Origin of the sequence: Algoriphagus sp. SE2, from assembly GCF_039563885.1 — a bacterium.
Classification (GTDB): domain Bacteria; phylum Bacteroidota; class Bacteroidia; order Cytophagales; family Cyclobacteriaceae; genus Algoriphagus.
In genome coordinates this window covers 64,064-78,149 of sequence record NZ_JBCLWJ010000015.1, presented here as the reverse complement: position 1 = coordinate 78,149, position 14,086 = coordinate 64,064, and the positions used below count along the sequence as shown (strand labels likewise).

General features: G+C 35.6%; 12 protein-coding genes. 8 read left to right on the top strand and 4 right to left on the bottom strand.

Annotated elements, in window-relative coordinates; genetic code table 11:
- Positions 1–6 precede the first annotated feature (6 nt).
- A complete protein-coding gene (locus AAGF08_RS16290) occupies positions 7–876 on the bottom strand; it encodes a glutathione synthetase (protein ID WP_343512372.1) in 870 nt (289 codons plus the stop codon).
- Between the two features lie 98 nt (positions 877–974).
- Here AAGF08_RS16290 and AAGF08_RS16285 point away from each other — a divergent pair, with 98 nt between their 5' ends.
- Entirely contained in the window at positions 975–1,727 is a 753-nt protein-coding gene (locus AAGF08_RS16285; RefSeq protein WP_343512370.1) for a polyprenol monophosphomannose synthase, read from the top strand.
- Here the strand turns inward: AAGF08_RS16285 and AAGF08_RS16280 are convergent.
- Positions 1,705–2,922: an FtsX-like permease family protein gene (locus tag AAGF08_RS16280; protein ID WP_343512369.1), complete on the bottom strand. Its 1,218-nt coding sequence runs from the start codon at positions 2,920–2,922 to the stop codon at positions 1,705–1,707. The genes AAGF08_RS16285 and AAGF08_RS16280 overlap by 23 nt on opposite strands.
- A 102-nt stretch (positions 2,923–3,024) precedes the next feature.
- Here AAGF08_RS16280 and AAGF08_RS16275 point away from each other — a divergent pair, with 102 nt between their 5' ends.
- The 7 genes from AAGF08_RS16275 (at position 3,025) to AAGF08_RS16245 (ending at position 10,178) form a co-directional block, all read left to right on the top strand.
- Entirely contained in the window at positions 3,025–4,170 is a 1,146-nt protein-coding gene (locus AAGF08_RS16275; RefSeq protein WP_343512434.1) for a DUF1343 domain-containing protein, read from the top strand.
- 44 nt (positions 4,171–4,214) lie between these two features.
- Positions 4,215–5,138, top strand: a complete 924-nt coding sequence (gene fmt, locus AAGF08_RS16270; RefSeq protein ID WP_343512368.1) for a methionyl-tRNA formyltransferase — start codon at positions 4,215–4,217, stop codon at positions 5,136–5,138.
- A gap of 90 nt (positions 5,139–5,228) precedes the next feature.
- Positions 5,229–6,164, top strand: coding sequence for a DUF4412 domain-containing protein (locus tag AAGF08_RS16265; protein WP_343512367.1), 936 nt, complete (start codon positions 5,229–5,231; stop codon positions 6,162–6,164).
- 69 nt (positions 6,165–6,233) lie between these two features.
- A complete protein-coding gene (locus tag AAGF08_RS16260; RefSeq protein WP_343512366.1) occupies positions 6,234–6,734 on the top strand; it encodes a dihydrofolate reductase in 501 nt (166 codons plus the stop codon).
- A 2-nt stretch (positions 6,735–6,736) separates the two neighbouring features.
- Positions 6,737–7,522, top strand: coding sequence for an SDR family oxidoreductase (locus AAGF08_RS16255; RefSeq protein ID WP_343512365.1), 786 nt, complete (start codon positions 6,737–6,739; stop codon positions 7,520–7,522).
- Positions 7,523–7,541: 19 nt separating this feature from the next.
- Positions 7,542–8,792 carry a competence/damage-inducible protein A gene (locus tag AAGF08_RS16250; protein ID WP_343512364.1) on the top strand — a complete coding sequence of 417 codons (1,251 nt, stop codon included), beginning with the start codon at positions 7,542–7,544 and terminating at the stop codon, positions 8,790–8,792.
- Between the two features lie 93 nt (positions 8,793–8,885).
- On the top strand, positions 8,886–10,178 hold the full coding sequence (locus AAGF08_RS16245; protein ID WP_343512363.1) for a dihydrolipoamide acetyltransferase family protein: 1,293 nt from the start codon (positions 8,886–8,888) through the stop codon (positions 10,176–10,178).
- 15 nt (positions 10,179–10,193) lie between these two features.
- On the opposite strand, the gene AAGF08_RS16240 is transcribed toward AAGF08_RS16245, so the two are convergent.
- Both AAGF08_RS16240 and AAGF08_RS16235 read right to left on the bottom strand, forming a co-directional pair.
- Positions 10,194–13,061: a response regulator gene (locus AAGF08_RS16240; protein WP_343512362.1), complete on the bottom strand. Its 2,868-nt coding sequence runs from the start codon at positions 13,059–13,061 to the stop codon at positions 10,194–10,196.
- A complete protein-coding gene (locus AAGF08_RS16235) occupies positions 13,051–14,064 on the bottom strand; it encodes a hypothetical protein (protein WP_343512361.1) in 1,014 nt (337 codons plus the stop codon). The genes AAGF08_RS16240 and AAGF08_RS16235 overlap by 11 nt, the downstream gene beginning before the upstream one ends.
- Positions 14,065–14,086 lie beyond the last annotated feature (22 nt).

Sequence of the window (14,086 nt, the reverse complement as noted above, 5' to 3'; positions counted from 1 at the left end):
ATGTGTTTAATTCAATCTCTTCTTTAAAGCATTCTTATAATTTGAAATGGCTTGTTGGTGAGAAGATAAAAACAGATATGGTTCAATGAGTTCTAATTCCATCAAATGGAATTCTCCTTCAATTTCCACTCCGTCTACTCTTGTATAAAGACTATCTGAAGCAAAATCTTTAACAATCGATTCTGCAGCATTCATCATTTTGGAATTTGGTTCGATCACTTTTATTTCTCCGCCAAAATAGTGTTGAACCCTAAAATCTCCTTTAGCAGGAGTTTTAAGAACGGCATGTGAAAATTCTGCATTAAAAAATATTAATGAGTACTCTCCTATCTCCTGAACTTCCTTAATAAATGGCTGAACGAGGAAGTCTTCATGGTTCACGAGATCTTGAATAGTATCAGAGAAATCTAACCACTTTTCGCTTTCGATTTTTAAGGTATTCTTTGCTCCGCCACTTATCAGAGGCTTAATAACCCAGGTTTCAGATTTGACGGCATCTTTAATCAAATCGAATTCAACTTTAGTACCCTTATTCAATTTCTTGCCTGATATTACGGGATACCCCTTTTCTTTTATTTCTGAAAGGTAACTTTTAGAAGAATTCCAAAAAAGTGTATCCAATCCATTTAAGACTTGAATATTTAAGCTTTTGATTTTTCCCATCCATTGCAAAAACTCTGGATAATAATCAAAATAATCCCAGGTGGATTTTATCAAAAGAGTCTTGTATTTATTCCAATTTATAGTTGTATCCGACCAAGGTACTATTTCATGATCTAATTCTAATTCAGTTAAAATCGAAGATAGAATTTCATCTTCATTTACCGTTTGGGCATCATAAGAGCCAATTGAAACATAACTAACTATAGCGATCATATTTTTAATTTTGCTGCGAAATTAAGCTTTTCTTAAAATTATTAAGTTCGATTCTTCTAAAATCAACCCGAAGCCTTACTTTTGGGCTTTATTGCCCCATGAGATACCGCAAACTAGTCATAATTCCCACATATAATGAGATTGAAAATATCCAGGAAATGATCCATTCAATTATGGGTCTTGAAGGAGATTTTGAATTACTGGTGATTGATGATGGCTCTCCTGATGGTACTGCTAAAGTTGTAATTGATAATATAACCGAATTTCCAGATAGGCTTCATCTAATTGAAAGAAAAGGCAAATTAGGGCTTGGTACAGCTTATTTGACAGGATTTAAATGGGCTTTAAAAAATAAATATGATTTTATCTTTGAGATGGATTGTGATTTTTCTCATGATCCCAAAGATTTAATACGACTATATCAAGCCTGTGAAAGCCGTGAGTTTGATATGGCAATTGGCTCCCGGTATATTACCGGTGTGAATGTAGTGAATTGGCCAATAGGAAGAGTTCTGATGTCTTATTTTGCCAGTGTTTATGTAAAATTTATTACCGGCCTTCCTATCAAGGATGCTACTGCAGGATTCAAGTGTTACCATAAAAGTGTACTTGAAGGAATAAATTTGAAAGAGGTGAGATTCATCGGATATGCATTCCAAATTGAAATGAAATTCACAGCATGGAAATTAGGTTTTAAGCTTACCGAAGTTCCCATTATTTTTACCGACCGAACAAAAGGAATTTCAAAGATGAGTTCCGGGATATTTAAAGAAGCTGTATTAGGAGTGATTTGGATGAAAATCAAAAGTATTTTTTCTCCATACAAACTTAATCAAAGCGGATTGACTTAATCGGGTCAACTCTTGATATTACCATCACAGGGATGAAAAGTACTAAAGCCGTAAGTAAAGTAATCCCTAAATTAATCAGGAAAAATACTGGCAAGTTCCATTCTATAGGAACATAAGCCATATAATAACTCGCTGGATCTAAAGGGATAATTTTAAACTGATCTTGTAAGATCCCAAACCCTAAACCAATTGCGTTACCGATTAAAAGTCCCCTAAATAGAATATTCACTCCGTTCCAGAAGAAAATCCTTCGAATTTGCTTATTCGCAGCTCCCATCGCTTTCAGTAAACCAATCATTTGGGTCCTTTCCATGATCAGAATAAAAAGAATAGCGCCCATATTAAAGATCGCTACAAAAGCAATTAAACCAACAAATACGTAAACATTTGTATCAAGCAATTTGAGCCAGTCAAAAATCTCCAAAAACTTATCTTTACTTGCGATCAACTTCAAATCAAAATCCATGATATTCTCCAGTTCTGGAGCATAGGTATCAACTTTCTTTGGGTTCTCTACGAAAACTTCTAATCCACCTACCTGATCCTCAGTCCAGCCATTGAGGTTACGAATTGTCTGCAACTCTCCAATGACAATTTTTTCATCGAAATTTTCCAGATAGGTTTCAAATATTCCTACTACTTCTACCCTTCTATATCGAGGTGGATCTTGTACAAAATACATGATCACTCGATCTCCGACCTCAAGGAAAAGTTTATTTGCAATGACTTTACTTAATAAAATCTCATTACTTGTTCCTTCCTCTGGAATTCGAAGCATTCTACCTTCTTTCAGGTATTTTTTAAAATTCAGCGTATCAAAGTCATTACCGATTCCCTTAACAAGAATCCCTTCCACCTCATTTTCACCTTTTATTAGTGCTGCTTTATGAGCAAATGATTGAATTCTATCTATAAAAGGTAATTGTTTGTATTCCACAGCAAATTCACTATTGAGAGAAAAAGGAGCCTCCTCGAATGCATTGCTCATAGTGAATCGCTGAACCTGATAATGTCCGGTAAACCCATACACCTTATCTGAAACAGTTTGCTGAAACCCTCCCAAAACCATGAAAGAAAGAATAGATATTGCCAAACCAATAGCCAAACTACCTACAGCGATTTTATGAATAGTGGCGGAAAATCCTCCCGCTTTTTTAAAGCTGATTCTTTTAGCAATGAAATAGGAAAGGTTCAATGGACTTCTTTAATTTGTTCTATTAGATAATTTGTTCTACAAAGAACGCAAAATAGCATGAAGCAAACGAATCTCTTATCCTTTGGCAATATTTTGAGGATAATGATCCTTTTTTTCTTTGGAATCGCAAATCTAACGGCACGACAAATTGAAGTCACTCCCGGATCAGAAAGGCCAGAACTTTATCTCGACATGTTAAAAGGAAAAGCTGTTGGGATAGTAGCAAATCAAACAAGTATCTTGACTCATAGTCAAAATAAACACGTTGTAGATTTTCTTCTGGAACAAGGCATAAATCTTAAAAAAGTTTTTGTACCCGAGCATGGGTTTAGAGGTGATGTGGATGCAGGTAAAAAAGTGGACAGTTCTATTGACTCTAAAACCGGGCTGCCAATAGTTTCACTTTACGGTAATAACAAAAAGCCTTCTGCTGCTCAAATTGCTGATTTGGATATCATAATTTTTGATCTTCAAGATGTAGGAGTTCGATTTTACACCTATATCAGTACCATGCATTATGTTATGGAGGCAGCCGCAGAGAACAATAAAAAGGTAATAATTTTTGATCGACCCAATCCAAATGGAGATTATATAGATGGTCCTGTTTTAAAAAGAGGATTTGAAAGCTTTGTGGGTATGCATCCAATTCCAGTAGTTCATGGTCTTACAGTTGGTGAACTTGCAAAAATGATCAATGGCGAAAAGTGGTTGAAAGGAGGTCTTACTTGCAGCCTGGAAGTTATCCCTATTGCTAACTGGACTCATAAGACAACCTATAATTTACCAGTAAAGCCTTCTCCAAATTTACCAAATGATATTGCTATTCGATTGTATCCAAGCACCTGCTTTTTCGAAGGAAGTATCATCTCTTTAGGAAGGGGAACGCTATTTCCATTTCAAGTTTATGGATACCCGGACAAAAACTTTGGGGAATTTACTTTTACACCTGTAAGTATACCGGGAATGTCCACAAATCCACCATTAAAAGGTCAGCTCTGCTATGGGGTAGATTTAAGAAATGAGCCATTAACTCATCGGTTTACACTTTCCTATGTAATTGATGCTTTAAAGAAGTCGGGAAAAGGAGAGGCGTTTTTTAAGGGGTATTTCAACACCCTAGCAGGAACTGATGAATTAAAAAAGCAATTATTAGAAGGTAAATCAGAAGCGGAGATAAAAAGAAGTTGGTCAGCAGATCTGGAGGCTTACAAAAAGAAGCGAACCAAGTATTTGATTTACGAAGATTAGGAAGAAAATACTCAGAACTTTCAACCAAGAAGGTAAAAAATAAAATGAATAAAGATCTAAGAATCATATATATGGGAACGCCAGAGTTCGCTGTTCCTTCTTTAGAATTATTAGTGGCCAATGGATGGAATGTGATTGCAGTAATCACAGCACCCGATAAACCAAAAGGAAGAGGTCAAAAACTGATCCCCTCTCCTGTTAAAGAAGCTGCGGTAAAACTAAATATTCCAGTTCTTCAGCCTACAAACTTAAAGGATCCAGCTTTTCAACAGGAGTTGAAAGACTTAAAGGCTGATCTCCAAATAGTTGTTGCTTTTAGAATGCTCCCAGAATCCGTTTGGAATATGCCTCCTATCGGAACATTCAACCTCCATGCTTCACTATTACCTGATTATAGAGGTGCCGCTCCAATAAATTGGGCTATTATAAATGGCGAAAAGGAAACAGGAGTTACTACCTTCTTTTTAAAACATGAAATTGATACAGGAAGTATTATTTTCCAGGAAAAAGTTCCTATTCTAGAGGAGGATGATTTAGGCACTGTTTATGAAAAACTTATGCATGAAGGTTCAAGGTTGGTTTTAAAAACGGTTAAAGCCATTTCAAAAGATGAGGTACACCCTAAAATACAGGATGAATCCAAAGCGCTTCATCATGCACCTAAAATCTTCAAAGAAACCTGCCAAATAAATTGGGATCGACCAGCTGAATCAATTCATAACTTGGTCCGGGGGCTTTCACCTTACCCTGCGGCATGGACTGAAATTGATGGCAAGAATTGTAAAATATTCAAAACTAGGTTTATAAATGAAACCAATCCTTCACTAAAACCGGGGGAGTTTATTACTGATGGCAAGTCATTTTTAAAATTCCAAACAGGAGATGGTGTCTTAGAAATATTAGAATTACAATTGGAGGGAAAGAAAAGGATGAAGACAGAAGACTTCTTGAGAGGCAATAAGATTTAAAGGATTTTATCCTTAAAAACTTTTACATCTGTCTGATTTTTAGGAAATTCAAAGATATTGAAATGAATTACAATTTTTAAATTATCAATTATGAAAAATCTAATTAAAAACTTAATCCTTTTAATCCTTCTATTTTTCATTTCAACTAGTTCTGATGCGCAGTTCATTAAAAAAATAAAAAAAGCGGCAAGTAGAGGTGCCGAACGGGCAATTGAAAAGAAAGTAGAGGAAGAAACCACCAAAATGGTTCAAAGACAGCTGGAAAAACAGTTTGAAGGCTTGTTTGGTGAAGATGGTGAGTCTAATGGTCCTGTGACTTTGGACATGAATAAAATCTTGGCTGGAATGGGTGAGGAAGTTGAAACCGCAGATCAATATGATTTCTTTGGAAATGTCGTAATGGAAATGACTGCCACCGATAAGAAAGGGAAAGAACAAGAACCAACTTTATTAAAATCCTACCTGTCAAAAACCACTGATTACACGGGAATGGAGATAATAGATCCCAAAAAACCTGAATCAGTAATGGTTATGGTTTATGATATTCCAAATTCTGCTTCCATCCTTCTTATGGATAATGAAGGAGAAAAAATGAGTTTTGCATATAAACTGGATATCAATGAGGTAGTGGCTGATGCTCAAGAAGAAAATCCCAATCCTATGGAAGACCCTGAATTGTTTATTGAAAAAACAGGGAATACAAAAGAGATCTTAGGCTATTCATGTGATGAATATCATGTCAAAAGCAAAGATGGAGAAGGCACTTATTGGATTACCGAAGAGCCCATTGGTGGATATTCATCCTTTTGGGGAACTAATAGTCCATTCGCAACGGATGAGAATCAGAGTAAATATGCAGAGCATTTCAAAGATTTTCCACAGGGTAATTTTATGGAAATGGATTTTACATCCTCAGATGATGGAACCAATATCAAATTAAAGATTATTGAGGTAAATGACTCAGAATCAAAATCATTTGTTTTGGAAGATTATCCTAGCATGATGACTCAAATGGCAAAAAATTAAGTCAATCAATAATTTAATTTTTTACCTTCTCAAACCCTAGTATCTTCAAGGTATTGAAGTATTAAAATTATGAGAATATTATTGATTGCGGCTGTAGCCAAAAATGGGGTAATAGGGAAGGAAAATGATTTAGTTTGGAAAATCCCAACTGATTTTAAACGGTTCAAAGCCTTAACCTCCAATCATTACATTTTAATGGGAAGGAAAACCTTTGAATCTTTAGGAAAACCTTTGCCCAATCGAACGCATTTGGTAATCACAAGAAATCCAAATTATCAGGTACCTGAAGGACATCATGTTTTTGAAAGTGTAGAAGATGCTTTCATCTTTTGTAAAAAACTAGGGATTGAAAAACTCTATGTTATCGGAGGCGGGGAAATTTATAAACAAACAATTTCATTGGCCGATGAACTTGTTATAACAGAAGTGGATGCCGAGCCGGAGGGAGATACTTTTTTTCCAAGAATAGATCCCTCCATTTGGAAAGTAGTAAGTAGAGAGGATCATCCCGCAGATGAAAAAAATCAATTTCCTTTTTCCTTTGTTGATTACGAAAGAATAAAACAATAATTATGGCTAAACCTGTTATTTGGATTACTGGGGCATCATCCGGGATTGGAGCTGCGGCAGCTAGAAAATTCTCAAAAGAGGGCTATTCGGTAATCCTATCCTCCCGCAAGCAGGAAGACCTACATAAAGTGATGGAATCCTGTGAATTTCCTGAGGATTGTGCGGTTTTACCCTTAGACCTTGCAAAAACAGATGAGTTACAAGACAAAGCTAGTGAGGCGATTAAGATATTTGGACAGGTTGACATTATGTTTCACAATGGTGGGATTAGCCAACGCTCGCTTGCTTTAGAAACGAAACTAGAAGTGGATAGAAAAATCATGGAGATTAATTTCTTTGGAACTATTGCATTAACCAAAGCAATTATACCACACTTCAAAGCTAAAAAATCAGGACAGTTTGGAGTGACAAGTTCTCTTGTGGGAATAATTGGTTCCCCCTACCGCTCTTCCTATTCTGCTTCTAAACATGCGCTTCACGGGTATTTCGATTCTTTAAGAGCTGAGCATTTTGTTGATAATATTTCAGTGACGATGATTTGTCCCGGTTTTATAAAAACTAATGTCTCTGTGAATGCAATGACTGCAGATGGGAAACCCCTCAACCAAATGGATGATGCTCAAGCCAATGGAATGAGTGCTGAAGAATGTGCAAATCAAATCTTTAAGGGACTAAAAAAGAAAAAGGAGGAAATTTATATCGGAGGCAAAGAAGTAATGGCAATATATTTAAAGCGATTTGTCCCAGGAATCTTTTCTAAAATCCTATTGAAAGCTAAAGTCAGATAACACCTAGTTAATAACCTTCATGAAAACTGTAAAAGCAGAAATTATTGCCATTGGGGACGAATTACTCTATGGACAAATCATAGATACTAATAGCCATTGGATTAGTCAAGAGCTTGATTTAATCGGTGTACGGGTTGTTAGAAGAACCACCGTGGGAGATAATAGAGAAGATATTCTTGAAGCATTTTCAAAAGCAGAAAATAGAGCCGATATCGTTTTAATTACGGGTGGTCTAGGCCCTACTCAAGATGATTTAACAAAGCCTCTCATGGCAGAATATTTTAATTGCCCTATTGTTGAATTTCCTGAGGCTGTGGAGGCAGTTACAAGTTTTTTTAAGCGAAGAGGACGGGAAATCACACCCCTAAATATCTTACAGGGTCATTTACCCTCTTGCTGTACCTATGTCCCAAATGAGGTTGGAACGGCACCCGGAATGTGGTTTGAACAAAACAACACCTATTGGATGTCCATGCCCGGGGTTCCTCATGAAATGAAGAAGCTCATGAAAGATTTTGTAATTCCTAAACTTTTTGAATTATTTGATCTGCCCGTCATTGTTCATCAAGTAATCAAAACTGTAGGGATTGGAGAAAGTTGGCTTTCTGATCTTATTAGAGATTGGGAAAATGCTTTACCTGATCATATTAGACTTGCTTATCTACCTTCTTTAGGGCATGTAAAGCTTAGATTAACTGCTTTTGGTGAAGATAAGGCAACATTAGAAAAAGAGATTCAAGAACAAATCGATCTTGTTTTTCCTCAAATAGAAGAATATATCTATGGTTATAATGAAGAAACGCTCGAATCTGCAATAGGCAAGCTTTTGAAGAAAAGTAATAAAACCCTAGCTTTGGCTGAAAGCTGCTCTGGGGGATATGTTTCTCATTTAATTACCAGTGTAGCTGGCAGCAGTGCTTACTTTCAGGGGGCCATTATTCCTTATCATAACCAATTTAAACATGAGATATTAGGAGTAAAAAATGAAACTCTAGAGGAATTTGGAGCTGTCAGTAAGCAAACCGTTAAAGAAATGTCTTCAGGTGTTAGAAAGCTTTTCAACGCTGACTTTGGTTTAGCAAGTAGCGGAATTGCAGGTCCAGATGGGGGAACGGAAAGTAAACCAGTTGGAACAGTTTGGATAGCTTGTGCTGGAAATGATTTTGTCGAAACAAAAAAATTGCAACTAACCCAGGATAGAATGCTAAACATTCAATTGACAGCGGTAGCTGTTTTGAATTTGCTTAGAATTTGTTTTTCTAAAAAATAGCAAATTAAATTTTACAAAAAGGTTTGGGATGATCCCTAATAAAATTTAATTTTAAAAGTTGAAAATATACCCAATTTAATTATTTAGAAGATTATGGCAAGTGTAGAAATGCTAATGCCCAAAATGGGCGAAAGTATCATAGAGGGAACAATTCTGAATTGGTTAAAGAAAGAAGGAGAATCCATCGAACAAGATGAATCGGTTTTGGAAGTGGCTACTGATAAAGTCGACACTGAGGTTCCCTCCACGCATGCCGGAGTACTAAAAAAAATATTGGTCAAGGAAGGGGAAGTGGTAGCAGTAGGTGCACCAGTTGCAATTATTGAAACTGAAGGAGAAATAGATTCTTTACCAACTTCAATTGATGTAAAGGAATCGAATCCTAAAGAAGAATTGTTAGCAGCTGCACCAGAAAAAACAGCCTCATTAATTTCTCCTATCTCCTCTCCTAAAGAAGAAGTTTCTGATGATCGTTTTTATTCCCCTTTGGTACAAAGCATAGCTAAAGAAGAAGGGATTTCGAAAATTGAGCTTTCTAAAATCCCAGGGACAGGTAAAGATGGACGTGTCACGAAAAACGACATGTTAAGCTATTTAGAAAACCGAACAGCTGGAAATAATCATATTAAATCTGTAAAGTCCATCTCTGAGCCAAAGGTTCAAGTAAGCATTTCTGCTTCTGATGAAATTATTGAGATGGATCGAATGCGGAAAATGATTGCACAGAGAATGGTTGAGTCCAAAAGGATATCGGCTCATGTTACCTCTTTCGTGGAGGCCGACATGACAAATATTGTACTTTGGAGAGAAAAAAATAAGGCTGCCTATAAATCAAAGTTTGGGGAATCTATTACTTATACCCCCTTCTTTATTGAGGCTATTTCAAAGGCAATCCGAGATTTTCCAATGATCAACATCACCATTGATGGGGATAAAATAATCAAGAAAAAAGACATAAACATTGGGATGGCAGTGGCATTGCCAAGTGGGAATTTAATCGTCCCTGTGATCAAAAAAGCAGATCAATTAAACTTGGTGGGGATTTCAAAACAAGTTAATGACCTTGCTAGTAGAGCCAGAAATAATAAGCTTTCTGCAGATGATCTTAGCGGTGGTACATATACTGTATCCAATGTTGGTTCTTTTGGAAATGTACTTGGAACGCCTATTATCATGCAACCTCAAGTGGCAATTATGGCTGTTGGTGCTATTGTTAAGAAACCTGCTGTAGTAGAAACTCCTACCGGGGATGTTATAGCAATTAGACATAAAATGTTCCTCTCCCACTCTTATGATCACCGGGTAGTAGATGGCTCACTCGGAGGAATGTTTGTTAAAAGGGTTGCCGATTATTTAGAGTCTTTCGATCTAAATACATCCTTATAATCAAAAACCAAGCTTTCAGCTTGGTTTTTCACTATACTGGTTTTGATGCTTTCTGTGGTAGAAAAGCTCTATTTTTTTAGCCAAAGAAATTAAGCGAATAGGTTTGGTCAGATAGTCATCCATCCCACTTTCTAGGGCCTTTTTCTGATCTTCATCAAAAACATTTGCGGACAAACCGATAATGAATAATTTCTTTTTACTCGGCTTTTCCCTGATTTTTTTGGTTGCTTCTAATCCGTTCATAACAGGCATTTGAACATCCATTAAAACCAGATCATAGTCATTCTTAATTACCATTTCCAAAGCCTCAAGACCATTTCTTGCCTCATCGAAAGAATAACCTAACTGATCCAGCATTAACTTCATCAATTGAAGGTTCAAGTCATTGTCTTCAGCCAAGAGTAATTTAAGTGGATATTCTTTGGCCATACCAAACCAGTTAACTCGTTCATCAGCTGATTTCAAAACTCCTGAAAGTGCATCTACTTTTACTTTCTTTAATAAAACTGAAAATGAAAACATTGACCCTTCCCCTAAAACACTGGAAATCACCAATTCTCCACCCATTAATTCAACGATCCTTTTTGCAATAGCTAAACCTAATCCAGTACCTTGAAAACTTCGAGTACTTGAACTTTCTACCTGAAAAAATGGATCTGTCAATGATGGAATCAATTCTTCAGGGATTCCTATTCCACTATCCTTAACGCTGGTTTTTAAATAGTATAAGTCATCTTCTATCTTTTCAACTTCCATTGAAATATCAACAGTTCCTCCCATTGGGGTGAACTTGACTGCATTGCCTACAAGATTCAAAATCACTTGATTAATCTTATCAAAATCAGTCTCGAAAACCTCAAATGCTTGAGGATCTATTTCTGTGTTTATTTTTAGATGCTTCTTTTGAGCTAATCCATAAAATAACTGAATTTGTTTTTCTAACTCCTCAGCAGGTTTACCAGAGGCATTATTTATTTCCATTTTACCAGCCTCAATTTTAGAATAGTCAAGAATGTCTTTTATAATTCCCAAAAGAGAATTTCCAGAGTTCTTGATTATTTCTAAATATTGTTTTTGATCTGGATCAAGATCTGTCAATTCCAATAGGTCTATAATACCTAACAATCCGTTCATTGGAGTTCGGATCTCATGACTCATGTTAGCCAAAAACTCAGATTTGGCTCGACTAGCCTCATCAGCAGCATCCATTGCTTCCATCAAACCTTTTTCCCATATTTTCTGACTGGTGATATCTTTCGCCAAAGACATCATGCGATTTTCATCTAATGGAAAATACCTGATTTCAAAATATCTTGTACCAGTTGGCAGGTCGAGCTTTCTATTAACCGTTTGTATTTTCCCAGTCTTTCTTGCTAAATCAAATGCCTGAATGGTTTCCTCTTTTTGATCTGGAGGTAATAAAATAGAAATATTCTTCCCTAAAGAAGATTCGTCCCAACCTGGTATTTTCTCTTTGACATGAAAGCCTATTACATTCCCTAGGTTATCATAAATAAATATTACATCTGGAATATTTTCCAGTACAGTTCTCAATCTGTTCTCGCTGACAATTAATTGCTGACTGGCTTGAAACTGAACCGTGATATCTGTACAAATCCCTAATCCTCCATTGAATCTTCCCAATTCATCAAAGACTAATTTTTCGAATATTTTTACCCTTATTTTTTTTCCATCTGGCCTGACATAATCATATTCAAAATCCAAAAAAGAAGTTTTGGTGCTCAAAGCTTGATAGACTCTTTTCTTTAGATTTATTACATCTTTATGGGTACTATCTGGAGAGAAAGCTTTAAGAAAAACATCTTTTGGCGAACCTAAAATATCAACCACTTCATCACTTACTCTTGTGATTTCGCCTTTATGATTATGAAAATAAACAAATCCCTTAAGTTCCTTTAATAGAAGGTTTTGCTGATCAAATAATTCTGAAATTTCTTTTGAATTTCTTTCTAATTGTTTCTGGGCATTTAAATTATTCCTTAACGAAAAGATAAAAAATACTATTGTCCCTAATAGCAATAATGTGAGCACAAAAAACAGCCATAAATAAGTATTATAAACTCCCGATGAAAGTTGCTCAGTCTCAATAAAAAAAAGAAGGGAGGCATTTTCTAAAATCTCCCCAAAATCAAAAGGGTATTGAACCAAGACTCCATCTACTAAACCACTTTCAGTAGTCCAGTTTAATTCATACATTCCTTTAAGACCTAAAGCAACATCATTTTTTATGGCACTTAGAGTACTTTCATCAAATCTAATTTCCTCGTTTGAAATAGACGGAGTCAAATTGGTAAGTTGATTTCCAATTAAAAGAAACTTTCCCCCTTCTGAATTCAAGTAATAATTTTCAACAAATTGTTTTGTGAATCCTCCAAGATTTAACCCAAAAACAACTTCCATCCCATGTGAATTCTTCTCATAAACTCCTGCATTTTCCAAATATTTACTTTTGACATCACCGTAAAAGGGCTGCCTCAGGAAATCGTTTCGATCTGTCATCGTAAAAAATATCGAAGAGTCAGGAAAACTGACCCATATTGTATCAATCAATCCTGGATAATTATTGACTACTTTGCGAGCAACAGTAGTAAGGTCCTTTCTGTAATCCTCTTCATCCAAATCCTCATCTTCCAAAAAACCCATTAAGCTTTCAACATCTTCTTCGAATCGCTCAATTTCTACTTCTAATTCCCTTCCTGCAAGCTCGGTTTGTTTGTTCAAAAATACTTTTCTGGAATCCAGTTGGGCACCAGAAATAGCAAAATAAAAACTTACTCCTAGCGCTATCACAAGGAAAACCAGGAAAACCCCAAGCGCTGTTGTCAGTAAAAAGCTTAGATTGTTTTCTTTTTTAGTTCCCATTTTCAGGAGGATTTATTTCTATTAAATACCAATCCGTAAAATGGAATGGAGTTGCAATGGCAGCACTTAAATTAATTTCATTTTCAAACAAAAATTTGACATCCTTTTTCAGTAAAAATGACTGTGCCATTTGTCTTACTTGAAGACTTTTGCTATTAAAAAGGTTAAAGTCTGAAATCCGAAAATTATCAGATTGAATCGTCTCTCTGTAAATATGGTTTTTTAAAGGGGGCAAACTTAACGCTTCAATAGCAGAAGATTTACCAGATACAATATCGCCTTTCCCATTCACAATTAAAAAATTACCATCTTCCGATTGGAGAAACCTGTTTAAAATTTCGTCGACGGTAATATCAATTCCTAAAACAGCAAACAAATTATCTCCTTCATAAACTGGTTGGATTAAGGATAGTATCCAACCTTTTCCGGCTGGATCAACATAGACTTCAGGAATCCAAACTAAACCTTTATTTGGATTATGTTCTTTATCTGCTTCATAATAAAAATTGAAATTATATAAATCAATATTTGGGTCCATTAAATTTACAGCATCATAAGGGGGATATACCCTTGATACCTGCATCGCAGAATTAGAATAAACCTGAGCTATAATATTATGTTTTTGACAAATCGCCTTAAAAGCCGAATCTAGATTGTTAGTAAAGTAGATCTCCTCAAGAGATTTCTGGGGATCTGGCGATTTGGTAGAAAGTATCAATTTACTGAGGTCTCCATTTTCTTTAATACTATTATCAGAAAATGAACCTACTATTTTATACTTGGATCTGTCAGCTGCAGATAAAAGTGAGTCTTTATTTTTTAAGATTTGTTGATAGAAACCTTCTAACTGAACTATCTCATCTTCTAAAACGAGAAATTCTGCTTCCATGTCATCCACCATTTCTTGAAGATGATCATTTTCGGGAAGGTCATCCAAAGTCAAGTTTCTATTACAAGAAAAAATTGATAATAAAATGAAAAATAAAAATGTAGTTTTTTTCATAATGAAGCCATTGCTATGTATG